This is a genomic window from Peribacillus sp. NPDC096448, from assembly GCF_044762675.1.
Taxonomy (GTDB): domain Bacteria; phylum Bacillota; class Bacilli; order Bacillales; family DSM-1321; genus Peribacillus; species Peribacillus frigoritolerans_B.
The window spans coordinates 435,348-461,955 of record NZ_JBIWEU010000002.1; the positions used below are offsets into that span (position 1 = coordinate 435,348).

20 protein-coding genes and 2 pseudogenes are annotated in these 26,608 nt (G+C 39.3%); 18 read left to right on the forward strand and 4 right to left on the reverse strand.

The window, feature by feature from the left end; all coding sequences use genetic code 11:
- Nucleotides 1–22: 22 nt before the first annotated feature.
- From pulA to ACIQ0C_RS05950, 6 genes and pseudogenes are all read left to right on the forward strand, one after another.
- Nucleotides 23–1,909: pseudogene (gene pulA, locus ACIQ0C_RS05925) on the forward strand (type I pullulanase); the annotation flags it as partial.
- Nucleotides 1,910–2,087: 178 nt separating this feature from the next.
- A pseudogene (gene fdhF, locus ACIQ0C_RS05930) lies at nt 2,088–5,051 on the forward strand (formate dehydrogenase subunit alpha).
- Entirely contained in the window at nt 5,044–5,733 is a 690-nt protein-coding gene (locus tag ACIQ0C_RS05935) for a helical membrane plugin domain-containing protein (RefSeq protein WP_403057967.1), read from the forward strand. Before fdhF ends, ACIQ0C_RS05935 begins: the two are co-directional and overlap by 8 nt.
- Nucleotides 5,734–6,146: 413 nt before the next feature.
- Complete coding sequence (locus ACIQ0C_RS05940; protein WP_403057970.1) at nt 6,147–6,650, forward strand: PCYCGC motif-containing (lipo)protein; 504 nt, start codon at nt 6,147–6,149, stop codon at nt 6,648–6,650.
- A 179-nt stretch (nt 6,651–6,829) separates the two neighbouring features.
- Complete coding sequence (gene uvsE, locus ACIQ0C_RS05945; protein WP_403057973.1) at nt 6,830–7,801, forward strand: UV DNA damage repair endonuclease UvsE; 972 nt, start codon at nt 6,830–6,832, stop codon at nt 7,799–7,801.
- Between the two features lie 487 nt (nt 7,802–8,288).
- Nucleotides 8,289–8,861 carry a tyrosine-type recombinase/integrase gene (locus tag ACIQ0C_RS05950; protein WP_403057976.1) on the forward strand — a complete coding sequence of 191 codons (573 nt, stop codon included), beginning with the start codon at nt 8,289–8,291 and terminating at the stop codon, nt 8,859–8,861.
- 494 nt (nt 8,862–9,355) lie between these two features.
- Here ACIQ0C_RS05950 and ACIQ0C_RS05955 read toward each other — a convergent pair whose 3' ends face one another.
- Complete coding sequence (locus ACIQ0C_RS05955; protein WP_403057979.1) at nt 9,356–10,066, reverse strand: Dph6-related ATP pyrophosphatase; 711 nt, start codon at nt 10,064–10,066, stop codon at nt 9,356–9,358.
- A 944-nt stretch (nt 10,067–11,010) separates the two neighbouring features.
- Here ACIQ0C_RS05955 and ACIQ0C_RS05960 point away from each other — a divergent pair.
- The 5 genes from ACIQ0C_RS05960 to ACIQ0C_RS05980 all read left to right on the forward strand — a co-directional run bounded on the left by ACIQ0C_RS05960 (nt 11,011) and on the right by ACIQ0C_RS05980 (nt 15,534).
- The gene (locus ACIQ0C_RS05960; RefSeq protein WP_403057982.1) at nt 11,011–11,685 is read left to right on the forward strand and encodes a GntR family transcriptional regulator; all 675 of its coding nucleotides are present in this window, start codon (nt 11,011–11,013) and stop codon (nt 11,683–11,685) included.
- A gap of 14 nt (nt 11,686–11,699) precedes the next feature.
- Nucleotides 11,700–12,917: an L-2-hydroxyglutarate oxidase gene (lhgO, locus tag ACIQ0C_RS05965; RefSeq protein ID WP_403057985.1), complete on the forward strand. Its 1,218-nt coding sequence runs from the start codon at nt 11,700–11,702 to the stop codon at nt 12,915–12,917.
- A 27-nt stretch (nt 12,918–12,944) separates the two neighbouring features.
- On the forward strand, nt 12,945–13,286 hold the full coding sequence (locus ACIQ0C_RS05970; protein WP_403057988.1) for a DUF3870 domain-containing protein: 342 nt from the start codon (nt 12,945–12,947) through the stop codon (nt 13,284–13,286).
- 329 nt (nt 13,287–13,615) lie between these two features.
- Complete coding sequence (glaH, locus tag ACIQ0C_RS05975; protein WP_403057991.1) at nt 13,616–14,554, forward strand: glutarate dioxygenase GlaH; 939 nt, start codon at nt 13,616–13,618, stop codon at nt 14,552–14,554.
- 218 nt (nt 14,555–14,772) lie between these two features.
- Complete coding sequence (locus ACIQ0C_RS05980) at nt 14,773–15,534, forward strand: uracil-DNA glycosylase family protein (RefSeq protein ID WP_403057994.1); 762 nt, start codon at nt 14,773–14,775, stop codon at nt 15,532–15,534.
- A gap of 606 nt (nt 15,535–16,140) precedes the next feature.
- On the opposite strand, the gene ACIQ0C_RS05985 is transcribed toward ACIQ0C_RS05980, so the two are convergent.
- The gene (locus ACIQ0C_RS05985; RefSeq protein WP_403057997.1) at nt 16,141–17,259 is read right to left on the reverse strand and encodes an NAD(P)/FAD-dependent oxidoreductase; all 1,119 of its coding nucleotides are present in this window, start codon (nt 17,257–17,259) and stop codon (nt 16,141–16,143) included.
- A gap of 173 nt (nt 17,260–17,432) precedes the next feature.
- On the opposite strand from ACIQ0C_RS05985, the gene ACIQ0C_RS05990 reads away from it, so the two are divergent.
- The 3 genes from ACIQ0C_RS05990 to ACIQ0C_RS06000 all read left to right on the forward strand — a co-directional run bounded on the left by ACIQ0C_RS05990 (nt 17,433) and on the right by ACIQ0C_RS06000 (nt 19,204).
- The gene (locus ACIQ0C_RS05990; protein ID WP_403058000.1) at nt 17,433–18,026 is read left to right on the forward strand and encodes a branched-chain amino acid aminotransferase; all 594 of its coding nucleotides are present in this window, start codon (nt 17,433–17,435) and stop codon (nt 18,024–18,026) included.
- A 240-nt stretch (nt 18,027–18,266) separates the two neighbouring features.
- Nucleotides 18,267–18,503 (forward strand): MBL fold metallo-hydrolase, encoded by a 237-nt coding sequence (locus ACIQ0C_RS05995; RefSeq protein ID WP_403058003.1) that lies wholly within the window; start codon nt 18,267–18,269, stop codon nt 18,501–18,503.
- A gap of 17 nt (nt 18,504–18,520) precedes the next feature.
- Nucleotides 18,521–19,204, forward strand: a complete 684-nt coding sequence (locus ACIQ0C_RS06000; RefSeq protein ID WP_403058006.1) for an MBL fold metallo-hydrolase — start codon at nt 18,521–18,523, stop codon at nt 19,202–19,204.
- A gap of 199 nt (nt 19,205–19,403) precedes the next feature.
- Here ACIQ0C_RS06000 and ACIQ0C_RS06005 read toward each other — a convergent pair whose 3' ends face one another.
- Both ACIQ0C_RS06005 and ACIQ0C_RS06010 read right to left on the reverse strand, forming a co-directional pair.
- Entirely contained in the window at nt 19,404–21,011 is a 1,608-nt protein-coding gene (locus ACIQ0C_RS06005) for an FMN-binding glutamate synthase family protein (RefSeq protein WP_402842123.1), read from the reverse strand.
- 117 nt (nt 21,012–21,128) lie between these two features.
- Nucleotides 21,129–22,223, reverse strand: a complete 1,095-nt coding sequence (locus ACIQ0C_RS06010; RefSeq protein ID WP_403058009.1) for a CdaR family transcriptional regulator — start codon at nt 22,221–22,223, stop codon at nt 21,129–21,131.
- Nucleotides 22,224–22,536: 313 nt separating this feature from the next.
- Here ACIQ0C_RS06010 and ACIQ0C_RS06015 point away from each other — a divergent pair, with 313 nt between their 5' ends.
- From ACIQ0C_RS06015 to ACIQ0C_RS06030, 4 genes are all read left to right on the forward strand, one after another.
- Nucleotides 22,537–23,682, forward strand: coding sequence for a glycerate kinase (locus ACIQ0C_RS06015; RefSeq protein WP_402842117.1), 1,146 nt, complete (start codon nt 22,537–22,539; stop codon nt 23,680–23,682).
- A 4-nt stretch (nt 23,683–23,686) separates the two neighbouring features.
- The gene (locus ACIQ0C_RS06020) at nt 23,687–25,033 is read left to right on the forward strand and encodes a GntP family permease (protein WP_403058012.1); all 1,347 of its coding nucleotides are present in this window, start codon (nt 23,687–23,689) and stop codon (nt 25,031–25,033) included.
- Nucleotides 25,034–25,189: 156 nt separating this feature from the next.
- Nucleotides 25,190–25,537 carry a PadR family transcriptional regulator gene (locus ACIQ0C_RS06025; RefSeq protein WP_403058015.1) on the forward strand — a complete coding sequence of 116 codons (348 nt, stop codon included), beginning with the start codon at nt 25,190–25,192 and terminating at the stop codon, nt 25,535–25,537.
- Nucleotides 25,524–26,513, forward strand: coding sequence for an HAAS signaling domain-containing protein (locus ACIQ0C_RS06030; protein ID WP_402842114.1), 990 nt, complete (start codon nt 25,524–25,526; stop codon nt 26,511–26,513). The genes ACIQ0C_RS06025 and ACIQ0C_RS06030 overlap by 14 nt, the downstream gene beginning before the upstream one ends.
- The last annotated feature ends 95 nt before the right edge of the window (nt 26,514–26,608 follow it).

A 26,608-nucleotide genomic window follows, 5' to 3' on the forward strand; every position in this document is an offset into this window, starting at 1 on the left:
GCCGATTGTCAATATTAATCCGATAAACCCGTCAGAATTGGATAATCTATATTTCTATGAAGGCACAGATTTAGGGAATTCCTATCTTAAAGATAAAACGGCATTCCGATTATGGGCACCACTTGCATCTGAAGCTAAGCTAGTTACTTATAAACATTGGGATGATACAGATGGAATGGAGATTCAAATGGTTCGTTCGGAAAAGGGGACCTGGACCATTGAGCTGAACGGAGATCAGGACGGATTGATTTATACATATAAAGTGAGAGTGGGTGAAACCTGGAGTGAAGCCGTGGATCCCTATGTTCGCGCAGTTACTGTTAATGGCATTAAAGGGGTCGTGATAGATTTAACTGATACGAACCCAGAAAGGTGGACACGGGATAAACCACCTCTCGAAAAAGCTGAGGACATAGTCATTTATGAATTGCATACACGGGATTTATCGATTCATCCTGAAAGCGGAATCCATCATAAAGGTAAATTTTTAGGAGTAGTTGAAGTCGGAACCAAAGGTCCAGAAGGAGCGAAAACGGGTCTTGATCATATTAAAGATCTAGGTGTTACCCATGTTCAGTTCATCCCGATATTCGATTTTGCTACAGTCAATGAAATGAAATTGAATGAACCACAATATAACTGGGGATATGATCCACAGAATTATAACGCTCCCGAGGGCTCTTATTCGACTGATCCGTATCAACCAAAAGTCAGGATCCGGGAGTTAAAGGAAATGATTCAAGGTTTACATGACCACGGGTTACGAGTAATCATGGATGTTGTCTATAATCACGTTTATTCTGTGGCGGATTCAAACTTCCATAAACTCGTTCCCACTTACTTTTTTCGCTATAACGCCGACGGCACCTTATCTAATGGAACTGGTGTAGGAAATGACACCGCGTCTGAACGTAAAATGATGCGCAAATTCATCGTTGAATCCGTAACCTATTGGGCGAAGGAATATAATCTTGATGGTTTCCGTTTCGATTTAATGGGGATTCATGATGTGGAAACGATGAATGAAGTGAAAAAGGCACTGTCAGAAATTGATCCGACCCTCATTGTTTTGGGCGAAGGCTGGGATATGGATACCCCCTTGGCCAAAGAGCTGAAAGCAAATCAAAAGAATGCCTTTAAAATGCCTGGAATCGCTCACTTTAATGATGCAATCCGTGATGGTTTAAAAGGCTTTGTAATGAATGAACATGATAAGGGATTCGTGAATGGCAAACCAGGAATGGAAGATATTATAAAAAAAGGAATCGCTGGTGGTTTGAAATATAATGAAGATATCGCAACATATCAAAGACCGGATCAAGTGATCAATTATGTTGAAGCACATGATAATTATACTTTATGGGATAAGTTGCTCATCACTAATCCAGATGCTACAGAAGAAAAACGGAAACAGATGCATAAATTAGCTTCGGCAATTGTCTTACTGTCACAGGGAATTCCAATGATACATGCTGGACAAGAGTTCATGCGCACGAAAGATGGAGATGAAAACAGCTATCAATCTTCGGATTGGATTAACAGGTTGGATTGGAAAAGGAGAGCGGAGTTAGATCGGGAAGTGGAGTATATGAAAGGGCTGATTTCTCTCAGGAAAAATCATTCTGTTTTTAGGTTAAGCACACCCGAAGAAATTGATGAGCATCTACAATTCATTGATGCCCCGCCAAATGTGGTTGCATTCACTTTAAAACATAAGGATTATAAAATGGCAGTGATTCATAATGCAAATTGGGACGCGATAACCATTACTCTTCCCCACGAAGGGAATTGGTCCGTTTTAGTGGATGGTCAGCGGGCGGGCCTGCAAGAAATTGATAGGATTAAAGGGAGTCAGATAACCGTTGCCCCTTTAAGTTCGTTTGTGTTGAAAGCAAACTCTAACCAATGATAATAAAGTCGAAGTGACTGAATACTAAGTCTCACTTCGACTTTAGTTCATTTTCTGATATGAAATTGGTCAAATGAATTCTTCCATTATTTACTTTCACAAGTTTGAGAAAATTTGTGTGAGGGTAGAAAATACCAAATGATGAATTTTATCGTTTTTTAAGAGGGGAGCGATTATTTTGCCAGAGAAAGTGCATATAAAAATCAATGGTGCTGAGACCAGTCTGGAACGGAATCAAACAATATTACAAATGCTGACGGATAGCTCAATTGAAGTCCCGAATGTTTGTTACCACCCTAGCCTAGGGCCAATCGAAACATGTGATACATGTTTAGTGAGCGTTAATGGAGAGCTAGTAAGATCTTGTTCCACCAAGATCAAGGATGGGGATGAAATTGATACAGTTGGACCAGATGTAAAAGAAGCGCAGGTCATGGCAATGGACAAGATATTGTATAACCATGAGCTTTATTGTACGGTTTGCGATTATAATAACGGCACTTGTGAAATACACAATACCGTAAAGGAAATGAAGGTAAATCATCAAAGTGTTCCTTTTGATCAAAAACCCTATGAAGTGGATCGGACGAATCCATTCTATCGATACGACCCGGATCAATGCATCCTTTGCGGCCGTTGTGTTGAAGCTTGTCAAGATGTACAGGTCACTGAAACATTGACTATTGATTGGGAAGCACAACGCCCGCGTGTCATTTGGGATGATGATGTTCCAATCAATGAATCTTCATGTGTGTCATGTGGCCATTGTTCCACCGTTTGCCCGTGTAATGCAATGATGGAAAAAGGGATGGAAGGTGAAGCCGGATTTTTAACCGGCATCGCTAAGCAAACTCTTCGGCCAATGATAGAAATTACAAAAAATGTTGAAACGGGTTATGGTTCGATTTTAGCGATTTCAGATATGGAATCCGCCATGAGGGATGCCAGGATCAAGAAGACTAAAACGGTTTGTACATACTGTGGGGTAGGATGCAGCTTTGACGTTTGGACCAAAGATCGTAAAATCCTTAAGATCGAACCGCAAGTGGAGGCACCTGCAAATGGAATTTCAACTTGTGTAAAAGGGAAATTCGGATGGGATTTCGTGAATAGTGATGAAAGACTCACAAAACCTTTAATTAGAGAAGGGGATGCGTTCAGAGAAGCTGGATGGGGAGAAGCCCTTGAATTGATTTCCCGTAAATTCAGCGAAATCAAAGATTCTCACGGTCCGGATTCGATGGCTTTCATAACTTCTTCCAAGTGCACCAATGAAGAGTCTTACTTAATGCAAAAACTGGCAAGGGGAATCATCGGCACCAACAATGTGGATAATTGTTCACGGTATTGTCAGACTCCAGCGACTTTAGGACTATTCAGAACGGTTGGATATGGCGGAGATACAGGAGGCATAAAGGATATCGAAAAGTCCGAACTTGTATTGATCATAGGTTCCAATACATCCGAATCACACCCCGTTTTGGCTACAAGAATCAAACGTTCCCATAAACTAGGTAAGCAGAAGTTGATAGTGGCAGATATCAGAATGCATGAAATGGCTGAACGTTCCGACCTATTCATCCAGCCTGCTCCGGGATCGGATATCATCTGGCTGTCGGCCGTGACTAAATATATCGTCGACAAAGGTTGGACAGATAAAGACTTCATCAAAAATCGTGTAAATGGAATGGAAGAATACATCAAGACTTTAGAACCGTACACGTTGGAATATGCAGAAAAAGTAACAGGCGTAGCTAAGGAAGATTTAATTACGTTGGCAGAAGCCATTCATGAAGCGGGAAGCTTTGTTTCGCTTTGGGCCATGGGCGTTACCCAGCATGGGGGAGGAAGCGATACAAGCACAGCAATTTCCAATTTATTGCTCATAACGGGCAACTACGGTAAACCTGGAACAGGTACATACCCTTTACGCGGACATAATAATGTACAAGGGGCCAGTGATTTTGGCAGTATGCCCGATCGCTTGCCAGGCTATGAAAAAGTAACGGACGAAAAGGTACGCGCGAAATATGAAAACATCTGGGGTGCAAAAATACCAGAAAACCCAGGTCTTAATAATCATGAAATGGTCGAAGGGATTCATGGAGGTACCATCAAAGCAATGTACTTAAAAGGTGAAGATATGGGTCTGGTCGATTCGAATATCAATCATGTCCATGAAGCATTTGAAAAACTGGACTTCTTTGTGGTACAAGATATCTTCTTGTCAAGAACGGCTGAATTCGCGGATGTCGTCCTTCCGGCAAGCCCAAGCTTTGAAAAAGAAGGTACTTTCACGAATACTGAACGCCGTATACAACGTCTGTATTAAGTCTTTGAACCGCTTGGCGACTCAAAGCCTGATTGGCAAATCATAATGAATGTGGCTAATTCGTTGGGAGCGGGTTGGAATTATGGTCATCCAAGTGACATCATGGATGAAGCAGCTAAACTATCACCATTATATACTGGAGTAAGTTACGAACGCTTGGAAGGTTATAACAGTCTTCAATGGCCAGTTGCTTCAGATGGTAAAGATACTCCATTGTTATTCACGGAAGCTTTTCCTTTTCCTGATGGAAAAGCAAGGTTATTTCCAGTCAAATGGACCAAACCGATTGACTTTGGGGATGAGTTTGATATCCATGTGAATAATGGCCGCTTATTGGAACATTTTCATGAAGGAAACATGACATATAAATCAAAAGGCATCACTTCCAAAACTCCAAAAGTCTTCCTTGAGGTATCCCGGGAATTGGCAAAAGAAAGAGGACTTAAGGATGGCACTCTTGTTCGGCTCACTTCACCGTATGGAAATGCAAAAGTGCAATGCCTGATAACTGATCGTGTAAAAGGTAAAGAAGTTTATCTGCCGATGAATGATTCAGGTGACGGGGCAATCAACCAATTGACAAGCAGTTATTCAGATAAAGATACTGATACTCCTGCCTATAAGGAAGTTCAAGTAAAAATGGAAATTCTCACGGTCAAAGGAGACAATCCATTGCCGAGCATCAACCATCGTAATGGGAATCCACAACCGCAGATGGGTGTACAAGTACAAAAAAAATGGGCCCGCGAAGATTATATTTTCCCTGGTGACCTCTTAAAGATCAAAAAGGAGGAGAGGAACAGTGGCTAAAGCGACAAGAGTGATCAATCGAATCAGCATTAGCGATGAAGAAAGAAGAAAAATCGAACTCGAGGATATCGAGCGAACCCTTTTGGAAAATAAAGAAGTGATTAAAGAAACGTTTGAAGTCATGAAGGGCATGCAGGATCGTGGGATATTATCAATGGTTAACAGCTTGTTGAAGGAAGGGGACAAAGTGCTGAACATTCTTGTCAAAACAGCGGACACCCCAGAAACGGCAAATACGCTGAAAAATCTCCTTCTCATACTCGGAACGTTAGGGACACTGAATGTTCAGCAGCTTGAACCTCTTATCCTCAAAGTCAACTCAGGGATTGCCCGTGTGGCCGAAGCTGATAAAACGCCGGAAAAGCCAAGCTATTTAGCTCTACTGCGTTCCCTGAATGACCAAGAAGTCAAACAAGCGATGACTTTTCTGATGACCTTCCTTAAAGGAATGGGAGAAGATACAAGCGATTTAGAAAGAACCACCCAATTACCAGAGAATCAGCATTTGCATAAAACGAATGAAACAGCGGACATAGAACGGCCGACGTCCAGAAAATCCTACGGATCGAGTATACCCAGTAAAGGCGGAAGAGGAAAAAAACGAAACACCAGCTGGTTTTGGATTGCAGCAGGAGTTTCCCTCGTAACCATTTCCGCTCACTTTATCGAAAGTAAGAAATAGGGACCTCGGTCGTTCGTATTTGGAATATTGAAATGTTAGTAAAATCGTGAACAATATGGAATTTATCTTGAATGATGGTGACGAATTTCCACCAAAATATTTAAGCCGATGATTCCCTTATAGGGAATCATCGGCTTTTTTCGAAAGGTAAGTGAGGCAATAAATTTCTGACTAAACTATTAATAATATATTTTAAGTCATTCATTAGTGAACCGTACATATACACACACTTAATCAAAAAGGGGTGAAAAGTGAGAATAGGGTACCTCATGCGTTTTTCTTAAAGTGTGGTTAATACTCTAAAAATATGCACCAAGTCGTAATGTGTCTAGATACTTGGTGGATCCTTTTTCTTGTATAAACGCATTCAGTGCCATAAAATGGGGGTATCAAATTGATCAAGGAGTGTATAAATGAAGCTAAAATTAATGACCATCACTTTGGGGATCTGTTCTTCATTAATACTTTCAGGTTGTTCAAGTGAAGAGGAAAGTGTTGTTCAAAAAGAAAGCCATCATGAAGGACATTCAGAGCATACGGTATCCGGGGATCTTCAGGAGGAGACCGGCAGTAAGAAAATAGCACCGGATTTCTTAGCTGAAAAACCAGAGGATATGAAGACAATTTATTTAGCTGTTGCACAGAATAAAGATTTACTAGAAAAAATACCATGTTACTGCGGTTGCGGAGAGTCGGCTAACCATAAGAATAATTATGATTGTTTTATCCATGAAAATAAAAAAAATGGTGAAGTGGTTTGGGATGACCACGGGACAAGATGCGGAGTTTGCTTAGAAATTGCTGCTCAATCCATATTGGACTTGAATGACGGTATGAGCGTCAAAGAGATCCGGAATAAAGTCGATGAAAAGTATAAAAGTGGATACGCCAAACCGACTCCGACCCCTGAAGCGTAAAGGGGAAAAAGCATGAAATTCTAGCGTGAAAATGATATTTGGAAAAATGGCTTTTGCCCGATATTCATTCGGAAAGAGGCCATTTTTTAATTTTTTTAGGGAGGGTTGCTTACATATATAATATTGATTGCAAAGGGGAATACTTCCAATAACCATAAAACCGTAAAGGAGCTATCCCATTGACATTAATCCGCCTTGGTTATGTAGCCATGAGTAATCATGTTCCAAATTGTTCACCATCCCAAACGATGACTTTTGCTCATTTTTCGAAAATTAAGGATAGGGATGCCGCGATAAGGAAGCTCGAACGCATTTCAATTTCCAATCTTCATAATTGCTGGCGTTTACTGATTCATAACGAAGCAAATAATATTCAGTTCTTTCGGCTTTCTTCAAAGCTTATCCCTTTAGCCAATCATCCAGAAATTCCAGAATGGGATTACATCGATCCAATTTCAGAAGAACTGGCAAAATTAAAAACTTTCCTAACGAACCACCCAAAAATAAGGATAGATTTTCATCCAGATCATTTCGTCATCTTGAATAGTACAAATATCGATATTCTGAAGACATCATTAAAAACATTAAGGATGCATCATACGTTATTGAAAAAAATGGGAGTGGATCCCGAGCATCGCTGTGCTCTGCATGTCGGCGGCGGTTATGGCGAGCATGTACAGGCATTAGAGCAGTTCATCCATAATTGGGGTTTGATTCCTGACTCGATTCAAAGAATGGTCATTCTTGAGAATGATGATACTACCTATACTTTGTCTGAAACCCTTTATTTATGTGAGAAATTGGGGATTCCCATGGTTTTTGATTATCACCATTACCTCGCACATCAGTTACCAAGTGAAGATTGGAAAGATCATTGGAATCGAATATTAAATACATGGAGTAATTCGAAGCTACCTCCTAAAATGCATATTTCAAGTCCAAGGTCCGATAAAGAATTTCGAGCACACGCTGACTTTGTGGATACAGGAATGTTCATGGAATTTTTGCAACAAATAAAGGGAAGCTTACCACAGCTGGATTGCATGATTGAAGCAAAACAAAAGGATGGAGCACTTTTCCAATTGATGGATGAGCTGAAAAGTTACAAAGAAATAGAGATCATAGATGATGCCAGTTTTTATATTCATTAATCAATCGGTATGATTTGACAAAGAGGGGATGCATACGTTTCCCTTTATCAAATGAAGTTGTTTACATAACACAATTATCGTTAACATATGGATGTGTAATAAAGGGAAAGGGAAAGGGGAAGTCATTACTAATATTGATAGGATGAATAATGATTTATACATTTTTTTACAAAGGTCATAAAAATGACAAAAAAACGACCTTCATATTGCGGTTTTAAAGCTATTGTTTGAAATACATAGAGTCTTGATTCCTGATTGAATTAAAATCGCTCTATGAGGCTATATAGGCGGTTAATGGCAGTGAATAGATTATAGGAGTTTCATAGGAGGATTTACAAGAATATTCCGAATGTAACAAAGGACCTCTATTGATACATTCGAAAGCGCGTTAAATCAAGGTTTATAGGCCTATCAAAATGTATAAAACTTGCCTTTTTTCAACCTGTTCACGTACAATGAAAGAAGGTGAAAGGGGAATGAGCCAATCATGCAAGCAACCTCTCAAAGAATTAAAAATGTCCAACCGATACGCAGGTTGGATCATATAGAAAAGATGAAAAAATCACTATTAAAATATTGCAGCTACAGGGATTATATGATGTTTTCAATCGGGATAAACATCGGGTTACGTATAGGGGATCTTTTACAATTGCGGGTGAAAGACATTCTTGAGGGTACGCATATAGTCATTGTGGAGCAAAAAACAGATAAAATTAAGCGGTTCCTTGTCAATCCTCAACTTCGTAAGGAAGTTAGGAAATATGTCCGCAAAACGAATCTGAAAAATGAACAGTATTTATTTCCGAGTCGAAAAGGTAATGGTCCAATCACCAGGGTACAGGCCTATCGGGTCTTGAACAAGGCGGCTGAAATGGCAGACATTCCAGATGTCGGTACACATACCCTTCGAAAAACTTTCGGCTATTTGCATTACCAAAAATTCAAGGATATCGCTTTACTGCAACAAATCCTTAATCATTCCAACCCTAAAGATACGATGATTTACATAGGACTCACACAGGATTTAATGGACGAAACATTGATGGATTTCTATTATTAACAACTCCTGTATTACTCATCATTCATTTATTGATATTACAGTCTTGTAATAGGGAGTTATTCCAGTGCAAACATTATGACAATATATCTGAATGCACAGAGGAAACGGGTTTTACTAGTAATTGGACAGGGTATTAACTCAATCGAGTGACTTCTAAAAAAAGAATAGAATATAGTCTTTTTTTGTTAAGGATATCATCCAGTAGGGTTTCCGTAATAAACCGAAGTTCTTTTCAAACAATATATTAGAAACATTTATACTTCTGAATGTCTGTTATTTTACTTATTGAATAAATAATGGAACAGTAGTTATCAAAATGTAAGGAGTCTTCACAATGGGGTACTATAATAATATTATGTTAACTGCTATTGACCGTTTTTCCTCCTGTCAAAAAAAGGATTCCGCCATCTGAACTTCACCCCAATTGTTAGAGAACATGTAATAATTGGGGCGAAGTAGAGAATGCTTGCAAGGAATTTGGGTAATTAGTTCGGTTATAAGGTACTCCTATTCGTTATATGATCTAGCTCCAAAGGTAAAAAAGCATAGTTCCCGTCCTTAATAATCTCACATTTACGAACTGGAATTGGCTGTTTAAAAATAGGCCCATCAATTACTGTTGTATGAAACTCTCCGCCTTCTCCGCAAGGGTCAATGCCGCGAGCTTCAAGTTCCTTCACGTATTCAGGGGTTAACTTTCGTCCTAAATCGCCCTCTCGCATTCCCAATGATAAATTAACGGTTACAATGATCGTTACGAATCCAAGATTCATGAACTCTTCGACAGCTTCACGATGGTTCATTTCCCATAAAGGCATTCCAAGCTTCAACCCGGCATTCTTCGTGACCTTATCATGCCAACAGCCATGGGCAGGCATATCCAGGTCTCCAGTTACTAACAGTTCAGCTCCTTGATTTTTAGCTTGTTCTAAAAGGCGCATAAATACTTCTTCATAATCAGTCCAACTGGCAGCTGCAGTATATACGGGCAAACCTATAGATTCAGCTTGGGCATGAATGAGTTCCGGAGGCATTCCGTGGGATCTGGAACGTTTTCCTTCCTCCTCCAGCATGACAATCAGTCCTACAGCTTCTCCAACCTTCATTGCTTTATATAAGGCTAAGACACTATCCTTTCCTCCGCTGAAAGATGCTATGAATTTATGCGCGTGAGCACTATTTTTCCAATCGATTAATTCTGCCATTCATATTTTCCCCTTTATTCTAATGACTTTTTTCCGATTTCATATTTTATAATTGATGTTTCATAACTATATTTGTTTGATTTTATCACGGTTGGAGCTTGCAGATAAGATATTAATGTATCTTGTTACAAAAAAAATTGATGAATAAAGGAATGTTCATCCCAGAGAAACCACTACATAATGAACTGAACAGGATAAGACATATTGCAAAAGGAGGAATCTTTACAAAGGCGAGGTAAAAAGGCATGAGTCCCGGTGGGTGACCGGGTCCTTGTCTTTATGGCTAGCAAAATAAAGTCTCTACCTTTATCGATCACTAAATATAATAGGTTCTTTTTATAAATTATTTAACTGCAATATGTATTTCCACTTTTCCATCAGGATAGTACATTTCAAAATTTCTTCTTCAGCTGCCATATCTTTTTCCAAGCTTCACCAATGGATTGTTCATCTTATAAACATTCAAACACAGCGTATTCTTGATTTGGTATGACAAACTTTTCATTCGAGACAGGTGTTTCGGCGGCTATAGCTAAAGTGTAATCTCCACTATAGTTACTTTCGTACTGATAGTAGATTCCATATTTCACTTCATTTTCAATTTTATGATCACTTGTTTTTCTCCAAAGGGATCCGATTTTCTTTACTCATTAATTAGCAACTCCTTATTTGTATACATTTGGATATAGCAATGATGATACCGTATTCAAAAAAGTTGAACAGATTGTTTGGAATTTTGAATTTAATGGTCATTGAAAGAAATACAAAGTAGTTTAAATAGTTAAATATAAACGTGCGGTCCAAAATGAAGTAGATGTTTACCTTACGTATTGTATCCAGTGTTTTTTAAATTGGATACAATTTATTTAATTTTCAGTATTGTAATCGCTTTATGAAGTTGATATAGTTTAAATTGTATCCAATATCGAAAGGTGGACGCTGGATTGGATAATGCTAATTCTAAAAGAGATAAATCTACAATCGTTAAAAATGTAACGAAAAGCCTTAGGAAAGCGATTTTGAATGGGACGTTGAAAAAGGGGGAGCGACTCATCCAAGAGGAGTGGGCAGATCGACTGGAAGTAAGCAGAATGCCCATTCGTGAAGCACTTACACAACTTCAAATGGAGGGGTTGGTGGAGATGGTTCCTCATAAAGGAGCAATCGTCACACCGATTACCCGGGATGATATTGAAGAAATTTATCATACCAGGTCTCTGCTTGAAGGCCTTGCAGTAGAAAAATCGCTTCCTTATTTAACAAAGGAGGATAAAGAAAAATTAAAGGGTATTTTGATTGAAATGGAAGGAATACAGTTATCTGATGAAACCAATGAGCATTATATCCTTTTAAATTCGGCTTTTCATGAAACCCTCCGAAAAGGGTGCCCATGGCCAAGAGTTCATAAAATGGTAGAAACATTGGGTATCTCACCCATTGCGCCAAATTTGCTGATTGATTATTACCCAGAAACGCAACGGGAACACCGGATGATATATGAAGCGGCACTAAGAGGAGATCCTGCAGAATTAAGGGCAGCAGTAGAATTTCACATCTTACGGACTAAAAACAATTTAATTACGTATATGGAGTTGCTGAATAATAAAAATCATCAATAAAAGGAGTGTTAATTGTGTATGATTTCGCAATTGTTGGTGGGGGAATTGTAGGTTTATCGACGGGAATGGCACTTTATCAGCGTTTTCCTAATGCTAAAGTGGTAGTCATTGAAAAAGAGGCTGTTGTGGCAAATCATCAAACGGGGCATAACAGCGGCGTCATCCATTCAGGAATTTATTATAAACCAGGCAGTTTCAAAGCACGGTTTGCCCGCCAAGGAAGCAAATCAATGACGGAATTCTGCCGGGTGCATGGAATTGAACATGATATTTGCGGCAAGGTCATTGTTGCAACAAAGCCAGAAGAGTTGCCCCTTCTAGATGATTTATATTCACGCGGTTTGCAAAATGAGCTAGCTATACAAAGAATCGGTGTGGAAGAGTTAAAGGAAATTGAACCACATGTTAATGGACTTGGAGCGATTCGTGTCCCGCAGGCTGGCATCGTCAATTATCGTCAGGTAAGTGAAAAGATGGCGGATATCATCCGAGGCTACGGCGGTGAAATCAAGCTGAATACAAAGGTTGAGAAGATTGATGAGGACTTTGATGATGTCATCATCGACACGAACAATGGTACCTTAAAGGCAAGGATGGTCATTAATTGCGCAGGGTTGCACAGTGACCGTATCGCAGCTGCTGCGGGGTATAAAACTGATATGAAAATTGTCCCGTTTCGCGGCGAGTATTTTAAATTGAAGCCCGAAAAGCGCTTCCTTGTCAACCATTTGATCTATCCGGTACCTAACCCGAAATTCCCATTTTTAGGTGTTCATTTCACGCGGATGATAAGCGGGGAGGTAGATGCCGGTCCAAATGCAGTACTAAGTTTCAAACGGGAAGGTTACAAAAAAACCGACTTCAATGCGAAAGATTTAACTGAAGTTTTAAGCTATAAAGGTTTTTGGAAGCTGGCTAGTAAATTCATGAAGGAAGGGATGGATGAATATGTCCGTTCTTTTAGTAAAAAGCAATTTACGAAAAGCCTGCAGGAGTTAATTCCGGAAATTCAAGAAGATGATTTAATCCCTGCACCTGCTGGAGTCCGGGCACAGGCATTACAGGATGATGGTAATATGGTGGATGATTTTCATATTATAATGGGGAAACGGACCATTCATGTATGTAATGCACCTTCACCTGCTGCAACAGCATCAATTGAAATTGGAAAAGAGGTTGTTAACCGCATTCCGGAACAATCACACTTATTGGAAGCTGTATTGACAAAATAAAATTCGTTATAGAGAGGAAGAGGCTTCATGTTCAATGGTAAAACAATTTTTATTGCAGGTCATGCACGTTTACCTCAAGGGATGGCAGCGAAAAGCGTCTTTGAAACATTGACCATCACTGCAGAAGTCGATGCTAAATATGGGGTTGTCCTGGAGGCTTCTTGTACACTGGCAACAGAGCATGGCCGGGAATTTATCGGGCGTTTATTAAAAGGAATCAGTTTAAATGATGGAGTTGATGAGGCGATAGAATCGATTACATCTTATTATCGGGGGAAAGCGGCTAATGCATTGATTGCTGCCTTGAAAGACCTGGATCTCCATTTTCAGCAAATTAAAGCAGGAGAAAAAACGAAACTATCAAGTTAGTAATATGATTTATCAGAATAATTTGTAAAAGGTGTTGACATTTTTACGAAAAAACGTTTTAATGTAATTAAGCCAATATTATGACATTAACACCTTTTGAAAAATACCTTTTCAGAATCGTGTAAAGATCTAAATGATTGGTAACAGGAAAAATAAATCATACATAAACTGCATATTCGCTGTGACTCTATTTGCATAGAGCAGTGAAGTGAATATAAGCCAGTTGTACATGTTGAATTCCTATTTTATTTGGGGATCATGTGCGACTGGCTTTTTATATTTCCCGTTAACTTTGTCACCTATATTACAAATAACAGGAGGAATCATTCATGAACATTGCAGAAAAAAAGAGAGCGAAGTTTGAAAGGAAAACAGAAAAATACGAGGTGAAAGTTCACCCTCAATCCAGCCGTTTATACCATATTGAAATTTCAAAAGAGGCGATTGCCGCTTTTTTAGAAACGGTATCCAAGGATAATCAGTCTGTTCAACATCTGGAATATACGCCATATGCACGAATCATCATTGCTTCATATCTTTTGGATCAAGTGGGGGAAGACTTTGGTGAATTGCTTCGTAACATCGTTCATGATCGGGAATCCGGCGGCTTCACCCTTGGCTTGGAGGGTGTCACGGAGAATACAGATGAATATGTCATTTTTGCAACGGCCATTTCATACTTGCTGGGCACTCCGAACCATGATTCCATGTCAGGGAAATATTATGCCCGCTTTAGTGTTCAAGACACGGATAGCAGTGATTCATATTTGCGTCAGGCTTATCGTTTATTTACACTTCATACGGACGGCACCTTTGTAGATGAACCAACGGACTGGTTACTGATGATGAAGATGATCGAACAAAATGCACGCGGTGGCGAATCACGTTTATTGCATTTAGACGATTGGAAAGAGCTTGATATGTATGTAAATCATCCATTATCCAGCCACAAATTTACGTATAAAGCTCCAAAAAGCAAGAACGTTGATCAGGAAATTGAAAGATTGACTTTCTTCAATCATAATAACCAACCTGGTGTATGTTTTATCGATCAATTTGTCTATCCTGAATCAATCGAACAAGCCAAATACTTGCGTGATTTATCCAATTCATTAGAAAGCGATGATAGTGTACTTGAACTTGAATTGCCTGTTGGAGATTTAGTTGTTGTCAACAACATATTCTGGCTTCACGGCCGCGCTGCATTTGAAAAAGATCCGAACCTGAACCGTGAATTACTTCGCCAGCGCGGAAGATTCAATCAATAATTTCATTTTGTAAACCCAAACATTTTTTTCATCCCCAAATACCATTTTTAAGATAAATTCTTTTCAATCCAAGGGTTGGAAAGCAATTTATCTTTTTTTTGAGAGGGCTAAGTTTTACTTATGGCTTCAACAAGATTCATATTGCCCCTATGTTCGGTGGCAAATCTGAATTTCTGATATACTGATATGGCCAAAGAAGAAAGAGGGGATAGTATTTTATGGGGATCGCTAATTTTTCTAATTTTACGCAATTTAAGAACTTAATCAATGCTTTACCTGCTGCCTATACAGATGAAATGATACAGAGCGAACAATTTTTGCTTGAAAGAGACGAAAAGAAAAAAATCGAAATCTACTACGCACCTTTTGAATATGTAAATGAACAGGCCAAAGTGGTAATTGTCGGAATAACTCCTGGTTTACATCAAATGAAAAAATCTTATTCTACCGTAATTAATGCAAGAGGGCACATACATAACGATGAAGAGATTCTGCACGAAGTAAAAAAGAATTCCAGTTTTGAAGGAACGATGAGAAAAAATTTGGTTCTAATGTTGGATGAGCTTGGATTACACACATACTTAAACATATCATCCTCACTGGATCTTTTTAACGAAGCAAGTCACCTCGTTCATACTACCTCTGTTTTAACCTATCCAGTTTTTTATAACGGAAAAAACTATAGTGGAACAACTCCGAACATTTTAAAGACCGAGTTGCTTAAAAAAAATATAATGGAAGGCTTTGCTACCGAAATAGGTACCATTGAACGCCCACTTATTATTCCTTTAGGCGTTAATGTTTCGAAGGTCTTGAACTATTTAGCGGGTCAAGATTATTTGGACGCCAATAAGATACTTCTAGGATTTCCACATCCATCCGGAGGAAATGGTCATCGTCATAAGCAGTTTGAAACAAATAAAAAGCAAATGAAAATGATGTTACAGCACTATTTTTCTAAGGAAATGACCCTAGGATAAAGAGGAAGGCTGTTTGCTCCATGAAACTTATATAGTATAGAATTCTATAATTCATCTATTAGTGTTAAAAGTGAAATTAACTATTTACTAGTGATATTTTGGTGATTATAATAAGAACGAATGTTCTTAATCATAGGAGGCATTAACATGGATGAATTAGAGGAATTTTTAAAATCACTCACTATTGAAGAGTTAAAGGTTATTTATGAAGAAGTAAGTGAACCTGATATTAATAAATAGATGAAATAATTTTGAAATGGAGGATTCTTATTTTTTTCATTTCAAAGAACAGATTACTTTATTCATTGAGATTAAAGTAACTGAACCAACAACAGTCAAGTTTGGGATAATGATATGGTTATATGTGGCTCCAGTAATTTCCTTAGAGAAAAATCATACTTTAACAACGATGTTTGATGCGTATGCATATATTGTTCAATGGTACATAGATATTTGCGGAATTAATTAATAAATCTGTTCGAAAAAACAATTTATAAATCAAGGACCGATTAAAGGTCCTTGATTTTTTATTAAGGAACATTTGAAAAAACTGACCTGGTAATTTTCAGATCAGTCGAAGTTCATTCAGCAAGAGGTAATGGGAAGTTAGGTATATAGCGCACCTCTTATATCATAATTTTCGATATCGATCTCAATTTTTCTGTCAAGTGCGAGGTTTGCCAATAGTGAGCCTATATATGGGCCCATTGTTAAACCAGAAGCCCCAAGGCCATTGGCTACGATTATGCCTCCCCAGCCTGGTAAAGGTCCCATGACCGGAAGGAATCCCGGCGTGAATGGCCGAAATCCGACCCTCGCTTCAACAAACGTACTATCTGTCAAACCAGGGGCGGTTTGCAAGGCTTTGTTGAAAACTTCCTGCATCCCTCCTGCGGTCATTCGGTTATCGAAAACTTCCGTATTTTCATGAGTCGCTCCCGCAACGATTTTATTATTATCAAAAGCCAAAAGATATTGATCACTTGGAGGCATGACTACAGGCCAGTTATTCGTATTTTCGTTTGGCATTTCCAGATGAATGATTTGAGCCTTTTGGAAGGTGACTTGAAAATTCAGGCCCAGTGGTTTCAGTAATTCCGGTGCCCAAGCGCCAGCACAAACAATCACCTTATCAGCAGGAATGAAATCATCTCCAAGTGTTACACCAGTCACTTGAGTACCGTTATATGTAAGTATAGCCTCTCCATACTTAATTTTTGCACCGTATTTTTGCGATGCCCTCAATAAGGAATCACGTAGTGCGCGTCCATCGACCCGCGCGGCACCACTCACATGAACGGCTGCAAATTCACTGGAAAGAGGCGGGAAATAGGCACGTGTTTCCTCTGCGGAAAGTAATGTGATAGCCCCCATCTCCGGTGCATCTTCTTTCCGTTTTGCCGCCCGGTTCTTCATGACATTAAGTTTAGCTTCATCTGTATGTAGACTTATGGCCCCGACTTGGGCATAACCAGTCTCGGTTTCCCCGTCCCGTTCAAGTTCTTCAATTAAACCGGGATAAAAAGCCGCACCATTTTTGGCAAGGAGATACCAAGCTTGGTTGCGCCTTTGCGATATCCACGGGCAAACGATTCCTGCAGCTGCAGATGTTGCCTGACCGATATCTTGTCGGTCAATAATGATCACTTCAACCCCTTTTTTAGCCAACTGATAGGCAGTGGAAGCTCCCAAAATCCCTGCACCAACTACAATGATTTTTTGCATTATTCAACATCTCATTTCTCTCATATGTATAAACGCTTACCACTACTATATCGAAGACACGAAATGATTGCTATAACTGATATTGTAATTTTTTTCACAAAGTTATTTTATCTATACTGAATATGCTATGATTGAAATTGCGAGAGCTTGAAAAGATACTAGGAGGACATATCATGCTAAAAAAACAAATGGAATCATACATATCGAAATCCGTTATCGAAAAAAAGGTTGAGTTGTTTAAAGTAGAAAAGGATTATGTAGAAAAGCATAAATTAATCGCCGAAGATATCATTATAGTGGAAAAAGAAAATGCATCCCGTTTTACAGATGCTTATATGGAGCGAAGTAATAAAGAGAGCGAAGAATTAATCTCTGAAGAAAACTCTGCATTTTTATCACAACCGATCGAGTATTTGAAAAATAACAAAGATGAATTCCTTTACTTTGAATCACAATGGTTCGAATTAATTGGTGTTGAGGCACTTTCGTTAGAAGTCGATGATGTTTTCGGTACATATAACGCGATGTTTGGATTGAAATTCCAGAAAAAAATGGGAGAAGTGTTAAAATCTTATTTAACCAAGGAACTTCAAGAAGGAATTGGGTCGTTCAGTTTAATGTTTAACCAGGGCGAAGGGCTATGGGATGTGAATTTTGCCTTGGATAACATTAAAGGGTTTCGAGAAGACATGTCATTGGAAGAAGCTTTTCATTTAATTTATCATTTTCTTTTTATCCTTGTTCAAACAAGCGAGGAAGATATGTAAATCGAGGTGCCGCCATTAATTTTAATGGCGGTTTTTTTAATTCATGAATTAAATCATTGCCCCTAGGCTATGGCTTCTGGACTTTAATCGAATGGCTCTGGATAATGATTAAAGGAACTTGAAAGAATTCGTCGAATTGATAATGATATATCCTTATTTAATAAACTTAAATGTTTTGTTTTTAGCAATTTCGATTTTTGGTTCATGTAAATGTAGCTACATCGGAAGGGGAAGTTATACTTGCTGAATGAATTGAAAGTTACTCAAATTACCGTTCCATTGCCTTTTAGGTTGGACCATGTCCATTGTTTCTTAGCGGAAGGTGAAAAAGGATGGACTATCATTGATGCGGGATTAAATAACAAAACGACAAGGGATTTATGGAACCCAATTATCGAAAAACACGATATTACCGATATTATCATCTCACATTATCACCCAGATCATTTCGGTATGCAGGGACATTACAACAATTGACCAATGCGGATGTATGGATGACAGAAGTGGATGAAAATGCGGGAACTACGTATTGGGAAGCCGATTCGCTGAATTTGCTTAAAGAAAATTACAAGGCATGTGGTATGGAAGAAGATGTCGCCGTGGCCTTATCCAGTGACGAAAGCGGATTCATGCCACAAGTAAAACCCTATCCTACTGTAAATCATCATCTTGAAGAAGGAATGAAGCTTCATTTTGGCAAATATGAGTATGAAGTGATTTTCACTCCGGGTCATTCTGATGGCCTGGTTTCCTTATATAATAAGAAAAAAAGCGTTCTTTTCTCGACAGATCATATATTGCCCAGGATATCTCCAAATATTTCTTATTGGTTTAAAGGTTTCAGCAACCCATTGGAAGAGTTTTTTAATTCTTTGAAAAAAATAAAAAAGCTGGACGTTGAATATGTCATCCCTTCACATGGGAAACCGTTTCAAAATGCCAATAAAAGAATTGTTGAATTGTTGGATCATCATCAAGACCGGTTGCATTTAATTCATGAAAACATGAAAGAGCCGATTTCTGTAAAAATTGCTTGCCAGATCTTATTTGGAAATCTGTCCATTCACGAAACCAGATTTGCTGTTGGTGAAACATTGGCACACCTCGAATACCTTCTTTTGAATGACCAATGCAGAAAGTTTAAACGTGATGGCAAATGGTATTATCAATCCATCTGATATTTTGAATAATCCCGAATTTTGGCTAAAGCCGCTTATATTATTGCCGCTTATGTTTATTATCGCTATGGAAAGCTAATGTGGAAGGGGAGGCAGGGGGATATTCGTTAACATGCCTGATACATTTTGGCAGATTATAATGGCTTCATTGATTGAAAAAGAAAAAACCACCGCCCATCATACTTTGGCGGTGGTTTTTTCATTGCCTGGATCCTATTTGTCCATTAACTTCTTTCATAATGTCTTCAAGGGATGTGACAATTCCTTTATCGTCCTTATAGCTAATGTGCTTAGGTTGAAAATGGATAGGCGAATCTAAACCAGCAGCGGCTGAGATTCGAAATAATCCTTTTCTAAGGGTAACAAGAAAGTTAACCACCCGGTATTTCTTTTCATCGATGACAAGTGCTTTTTGCAATTCCGGATCAGTGGTGGCTACCCCGACAGGACAAGCATTGGAATGGCATTTCATCGTCTGTATACATCCTATCGCTATCATGAAACCTCGAGCTATGTTAACGAGGTCCGCTCCCATGGCAAGAGCTATCGCAATTCTATCAGGCGTGAACAATTTACCGGAGGCAATGATTTTAACCCGATTGCGGACACCGTATTTTTCCAGTGTCGATACTAAAATCGGCAAAGCGGATTTTATCGGCAACCCTACGCTATCGATCAATTCCTGATATGAAGCACCCGTGCCGCCTTCACCGCCATCCAATGAAATGAAATCCGGACCTTTCCCGGTTTCTTTCATGTAGCTAGCAAGCTCTTCAACACTGTCAGTGCCGCCGATGACCATTTTGATACCGACCGGAATTCCTGTATGTTCCCTGATTTTTTCGATAAAATCGCACATGGATTTTACATCATTGTATTGATAAAACCGATTCGGACTATCAATCGCTTTGTACGGAGTGACCTTACGGATTTCAGCGATTTCCGGATTCACTTTTTCAGCATCGATATGCCCTCCGCGAGTTTTGGCACCTTGAGCCAATTTAATTTCAAATGCTTTGATTTCGGGTATTTCACTTTTTCTTTTTAACTCATCCCAATCCATTTCGCCGAAACTGTCACGAACTCCAAACATGGCTGGACCGATTTGCATGATTATATCGACACCGCCGATTAAATGATAAGGGGATAGTCCGCCTTCACCTGTATTCATCCAGGTGCCTTTTGCTGCAGCCAATCCCTCAGAAAGCGCAGTGATTGCATTCTTCCCCAATGAGCCATAACTCATGGCGGACATGCCGATAAGACCTTTTAGTCGAAAGGGATTCTTAGTGTTAGGGCCGATGATTACGGCATCTTCATCATCCAATAAGAATGCAGAGGATACTTCATCTTCCCATTTTTCTTCCCGTTGTGAGAAAAGCGGGTCTTTCAATAGAATGTATCTTTTCGTCGTCACTTTAGTTTCACGATCATATTTTTCTTCTTCGGCCAATTTTGGAAACATGCTATTTTTAACAAAGAAGCCTTCCTCATCAAAATCTCGTTTTGAGCCAAAACCTATTACATCCCGTAAATATTTTGAACTTTTCACCATATGTTCATAGTCATCGCGGGAAAAGGGTTTTCCTTCGTTATCACTGTTAAACCAATATTGCCGCATCTCAGGTCCGATTTTTTCCAGAAAGTATCGTATTCTCCCAAGCACGGGGTAATTCCTTAAAATTGCATGGTGCTTCTGCATGCGATCAAAGAAAATCATATAAAGTAATAGTAAAGCCAAAACGATGATAATAATGAAAATAACGGTAAATCCAAGGATAATTAAAAGATTTGCGATGCCACTCATTCAATCCCTCCTGATATGCAAAAAAATCATGTATTTTTAATCTACTCGGTAATTCGATCAATTATACAGAATTCCATTGCAAGGCTTAAATAGGGATAGAACTAAATACAATATCTTTCAATTTCCCCTTTTCGATTGGCATACCCAAATGGCTAACTGTAAGGTTATGGCATCTTGCAGCATCTGTGGATTATATCCGGTAATTTCCTTGATTTTTTTTAATCGGTATATAAGGGAATTACGATGGATATACATTCTTTTTGCACATTCCCCGATATTTAAGTTACTAAGGAAAAATTGTTGCAGTGTCTCAATCAACTTTTCGGATAAGCTTCCTATAATCCTTTCCTGAAATTGCTGTTTCGTCCGTTCATCTATCCTTTCCAACAGAGCTTTTGTTTCCACATCAGTATATCTTGTTAAAGCTAGATGGGCTTCACCTAGTAAAAGTGCTGTTTCAGCTTCGCGGAAAGAGTGGACTATGTATGATTCCTTAATAACAATAGAGCCCAAACCGATTCGTATAACAAAGCCTTTTGCTTTTAATCGCTTGATGGCTGTAGCCAGCCTTTTGTCAATGTTATTTCCGCTAAGCGCCGTAGTGAGGATGAAAACCCGATTCACATTCAGGAACCCAACAAGGGCTTGTTGTATACCAAAAACAGATTCAGTCATTTGAATCAGTTCATTCTTATTTAACGGATTTAATTTCATTTCCATCACCCCCACTTGATAGGGAGGTTCTAATTTCATTCCAATCCGTTCAAGTCTCTGATCAATCGAATGCTGATCGATATCTTCCTTTAATAAGTCTTCAAATACCAATTCTTTCAAGTGTTGTTTCCATTCGAGTTGTTCCGCCATAAAAGCTTGATGAAGCATCATTTCCGTTATCATTTTCACCAATTCGCCGAATTCCAAAAGTTCAGTCGGATCTCCGGTGATCCCGATGACGCCTATAATTACATTTTGAAAATTAATAGGCAAATTAATTCCAGGAAGAACATCGACCCATTGATGATGATCATTTTCGTGAATGATTAAAGGCTTTCCCGTTTTCAGAACTTCGATTGCTCCTAAATGCAATTGATCGATGCGTTCATGATTTCCGGAAGCGATGATGATTCCTTTATCATCCATAATATTAATATTTCTGTTAAGTCTATTGGTGGTTTGTTTGACAATTTCCATTGCAATTTCATGGGTCAGCATTCAAGTCATCCTTCTAGAGTTTTTTTATTTGGTTATCCAGTTTGTGCTAACAGAATGGTCATCATGTTTCATGCAAACAAGCTATGATTTTTCATGTAAAGGGGGATTGTCGATAGTTTAAGCCTTTAGCTATCTTGCAGTTTAGGAAAATGAAAAAAACATAAAAATTTCCAGAAGATCATTTTTTCTATATAGTATAGCTAAAAAAATCAAATATGTCATACTAATTTTCGTTTAGAATGAACGATGATTAAAATATTTCTGAAGATTATAATTAAATTAATATAAAAATATATTCAAAGGGGAACTGAGCATGAAAATTGTTATTGCACCAGATTCCTATAAAGGAAGTTTATCAGCAACAGATGCTTCAAAAGCAATCGAGCGAGGAGTCAGGAAGGCATTGCCGGATGCGAAGACAGAATTGGTTCCAGTGGCGGATGGCGGGGAAGGCACGATGGATAGCCTTGTTACAGCAACAAATGGTCGAAAAGTTGATGTGACTGTTAAAGGACCTTTACTTGAAGATGTTCAGGCAGCATATGCAATCTTGGGCGATCAAGAAACATGTGTAATTGAAATGGCTAGCGCATCCGGTCTATGCCTAGTCGATCCAGCTGAGTTGAACCCATTGATCACTACTACATACGGGACAGGGGAGCTTATTCAAAAAGCATTGAATGATGGCTGTCGAAAGTTCATTTTAGCGATTGGTGGAAGCGCTACCAACGATGGCGGTGTCGGTATGCTCCAGGCTTTGGGAATGAAGGTGTTTGATGAAGAAGGTAAACCTCTGGGATACGGAGGTGCCGAATTATTGCGGATATCAGACATTAATACGGAGGATTTTGATTCGAGAATAGCAGAATCCGAATTTTTAATTGCCTCGGATGTCCAAAATCCGTTAGTCGGCCCAGATGGGGCATCAAGTGTATTCGGACCTCAAAAAGGGGCGACTCCAGACATGGTTGAAATGCTTGATAAAGCTTTATCATCATGGGCTGATTTGGTGGAAATAAAAACTGGCATACACTTGCATGATAAAGCAGGTGCTGGTGCTGCAGGAGGAATTGGAGGTGCATTTCAAGCCTTTTTCCGTGCAGATACAAAAAGGGGCATCGATATTGTCATGGAGTATACGAAACTGGGTGAAAAACTGTCCGATGCCGATTGTGTCTTTACCGGTGAGGGACAAATCGATTGCCAGACTGCTTCAGGCAAAACACCAATGGGAGTTGCACAAGAAGCCAAAAAGCATGGTATTCCGGTATTTGTTTTGACTGGGTCGATCGGAACAGGTATTGAAGTTTTATATGAACACGGAATAACTAGTGTTCATAGTTTGGTGAACGCTCCTATGCCTTTAAAGGAAGCTATGGAAAGAGGAGCTGAATTGTTGGAAGTTTCAGCCGAACAAGTAATGCGGACTTTTTTGGCAGCAATCAAGAATAGGGGGTAATCTTATGTTATTTATTGTTTTGGCCATCGGCGTGTTCTTAATTGTTTTTGCGACAACTAAATTCAAGCTTCATCCGTTCTTATCGCTTCTATTAGGAACTTTATTTGTGGGTTTTGCTTCTGGAATGCCTCTGGATCAGATCGTTGAGAATATCAACGGCGGTTTTGGCGGACTGATGACGAGCATTGGACTGGTAATCGTTTTCGGTACGATAATCGGAACCATTTTGGAAAAGGCCGGGGCCGCATTACGAATGGCCGAAGTCGTATTAAGGATTGTCGGTCCTAAAAGACCGCAGCTTGCCATGAGTATGATTGGCTTTATCGTATCCATACCCGTTTTTTGCGATTCAGGTTTCGTTATTTTATCGAGCTTAAGAAAAGCATTGGCAAGACGCGCTAAAGTAGCGGTTGCTTCCATGTCAGTTGCACTTGCAACCGGTTTGTATGCGACACATACACTTGTACCTCCAACTCCAGGGCCAATAGCCGCAGCCGGGAATATCGGAGCGGACGGTTACTTGGGGACGGTCATTTTGATAGGTCTCATTACGGCCATTCCAGCTGCACTTGCTGGTTATATATGGTCAATGAAAGTAGCGACCAAGATAGATGTTGAAGATGACCGAAGTGACCTGGATTACAATTATGATGAAATTGTCCGTTCATTCGGCAAGATGCCGTCTGCCTTTCAATCATTTTTACCGATCGTTTTACCGATTGTGCTGATTGGAGCCAGTTCTGTATTAACGCTCTTTGGTACAGAGGGAGGGATCGCCGCATTTTTCGTATTCTTGGGCCAACCGGTCATTGCATTGCTCGTCGGAGTAATTTCAGCTCTGACATTGCTGCCTAAGTATGATGAAGAAACATTAACAAACTGGATAGGAACAGCCTTATTGGATGCCGCGCCAATTTTATTGATCACCGGGGCTGGCGGAGCATTTGGTACCGTCATTAAAAATACGGGGATTGCAGATATCATCCAAAGTTGGGAAATGGGCAGCGTATTTAGCGGTTCCTTGTTCCTTTTGGTTCCGTTCCTGATTGCTGCAGGATTGAAAACGGCCCAGGGTTCTTCGACAGCATCCCTGGTCATCACTTCATCTTTGATTGCCCCCATGCTTCCAACTTTGGGTATTGAAGGGGCTGTTCCTCTTGCATTGGTAGTCATGGCTGTTGGAGCTGGTGCGATGACTGTAAGCCATGTAAATGATAGCTTCTTCTGGGTGGTCACCCAATTTAGCGGGATGAAAGTGACGGATGCCTATAAAGCTCAAACGATGGCAACCTTAATACAAGGAGTGGTCACGATTATCACGACGATGATATTGTGGGTCATTCTTGTGTAAGAATAATAGAAAAAAGAGAAGCGTAAACCGCTTCTCTTTTTTATGCTTTAAATAAAATATATTTTCATTTTCATGTTGGTGTAAGAACTAAAATAGTGTATGATGCATAGTATAAGGTATGGTGTACGTCACATAGTATAGAGAAGGGGTGATTGGATGAGCACTTTACTGAATTCATTAACCACTGAGCTACGCAGAGGCACTTTGACGTTAGCTGTCCTAAGTCAGCTCAAAACTCCACAGTATGGGTACTCGCTTGTCCAGCGTTTAGAGAAGTCTGGAATTACCATTGATCAAAGTACTTTATATCCTTTGCTTCGCCGCCTTGAAAAACAAGAATTGGTGACCAGCAGCTGGGATACTTCTGAAAGTAGACCGCGCAAGTACTATTCTTTAAGTGATTATGGGGGAGAAATCTTCACTCAGTTAAAGGATGAATGGGAAAAAACTTCTCAAGAGCTTTATATATTATTAAAAGGAGAGGGAGAAGATGGAGCTGATTGAACTTTATATTCAGGAAGTGACCCGAAGGCTGCCAGAAAAAAACCGGGCGGATATTGCACTTGAGCTTCAATCTACAATCGAAGATATGCTTCCGGAGGATCATACGGAGCAAGAAGTGAAAGCTGTACTTTTAAAATTAGGAGATCCGGTTACACTGGCTAGTGGTTATCGCGATCGGCCAATGCATCTGATCGGGCCTCGTTATTATGATGTGTATATCAGTCTGTTGAAAATGATTTTACCAATCGCTGCAGTCATTTCACTGATCGCATTAGTAGGGGATAATCCGTTTCGGGATACGGGGAATACGGTTATGGAAGCAATTTTAAAAATAATCGGGAAAGGAATTTCAGGTATCATCAGTACAGGTATCCAAGTGTTTTTCTGGTTAACGCTTTCTTTTGCCATTGTAGAACGGTTGGATACTTCAAAAGACCAGTCGCCTTTAACAAAAGACTTGAAACCATGGACACCGGAAAACTTAAAAGATATTCCGAACATTTCAAAGAAAAAAGCGGTTCCTATGATTGAGGTTTTTGCAAGTTTGTTAGGCCTTTCTGTATTCGCAGCCCTTTATTTCAATGCAGCAAACCTCTTAGGTGTCTATGAAAAAAGAAATGGCAGTCTCATTTTCGTGACACCTTCTTTTAATCAAGATGTATTGAATTCCTATTGGCTGCTGGTTTCTTGCATCGTTATCATTGGGGTGCTCATAGCGATATATAAATTATTTTTAAGACGATGGACCCTGAAATTAGCTTTATTTCATGCAATATACCAGCTGTTGAGCACTCTGACTTTCATCATCATCATAAGTAATCCTGATTTATTGAACCAGGAATTCCTTGCATACCAAAGAACACTTTTCTCAATCGATGAATGGAAAGACTCGATTTACTGGGGTCTTATACTCATCTCCATTTTTTTTGCTGCCTACGATTCCTATCAAGGTTTCCGCAAGGCAAAAATCCGTTAAGGCACAGCATCCTAGCTGTGTTTTTTTGTTTGAATGTTTTGTGAAAGGTGAGCTGATACAAGTCTGAAAGCAAAAAAAACACCTCATATGTCATA

Bases quoted from the DNA above. Each gene is read 5' to 3' on its own strand.
- ACIQ0C_RS06005 (WP_402842123.1), bottom strand. From the start codon at position 21,011: ATGAGTGGCATCGCAAATCTTTTAATTATCCTTGGATTTACCGTTATT.
- ACIQ0C_RS06000 (WP_403058006.1), top strand. From the start codon at position 18,521: ATGACAGAAGTGGATGAAAATGCGGGAACTACGTATTGGGAAGCCGAT.
- ACIQ0C_RS05940 (WP_403057970.1), top strand. From the start codon at position 6,147: ATGAAGCTAAAATTAATGACCATCACTTTGGGGATCTGTTCTTCATTA.
- ACIQ0C_RS06030 (WP_402842114.1), top strand. From the start codon at position 25,524: ATGGAGCTGATTGAACTTTATATTCAGGAAGTGACCCGAAGGCTGCCA.
- glaH (WP_403057991.1), top strand. From the start codon at position 13,616: ATGAACATTGCAGAAAAAAAGAGAGCGAAGTTTGAAAGGAAAACAGAA.
- ACIQ0C_RS05985 (WP_403057997.1), bottom strand. From the start codon at position 17,259: ATGCAAAAAATCATTGTAGTTGGTGCAGGGATTTTGGGAGCTTCCACT.
- ACIQ0C_RS05980 (WP_403057994.1), top strand. From the start codon at position 14,773: ATGGGGATCGCTAATTTTTCTAATTTTACGCAATTTAAGAACTTAATC.
- ACIQ0C_RS06015 (WP_402842117.1), top strand. From the start codon at position 22,537: ATGAAAATTGTTATTGCACCAGATTCCTATAAAGGAAGTTTATCAGCA.
- ACIQ0C_RS06020 (WP_403058012.1), top strand. From the start codon at position 23,687: ATGTTATTTATTGTTTTGGCCATCGGCGTGTTCTTAATTGTTTTTGCG.
- ACIQ0C_RS05955 (WP_403057979.1), bottom strand. From the start codon at position 10,066: ATGGCAGAATTAATCGATTGGAAAAATAGTGCTCACGCGCATAAATTC.
- ACIQ0C_RS05990 (WP_403058000.1), top strand. From the start codon at position 17,433: ATGCTAAAAAAACAAATGGAATCATACATATCGAAATCCGTTATCGAA.
- ACIQ0C_RS05950 (WP_403057976.1), top strand. From the start codon at position 8,289: ATGCAAGCAACCTCTCAAAGAATTAAAAATGTCCAACCGATACGCAGG.
- ACIQ0C_RS06025 (WP_403058015.1), top strand. From the start codon at position 25,190: ATGAGCACTTTACTGAATTCATTAACCACTGAGCTACGCAGAGGCACT.
- ACIQ0C_RS05970 (WP_403057988.1), top strand. From the start codon at position 12,945: ATGTTCAATGGTAAAACAATTTTTATTGCAGGTCATGCACGTTTACCT.
- ACIQ0C_RS06010 (WP_403058009.1), bottom strand. From the start codon at position 22,223: ATGCTGACCCATGAAATTGCAATGGAAATTGTCAAACAAACCACCAAT.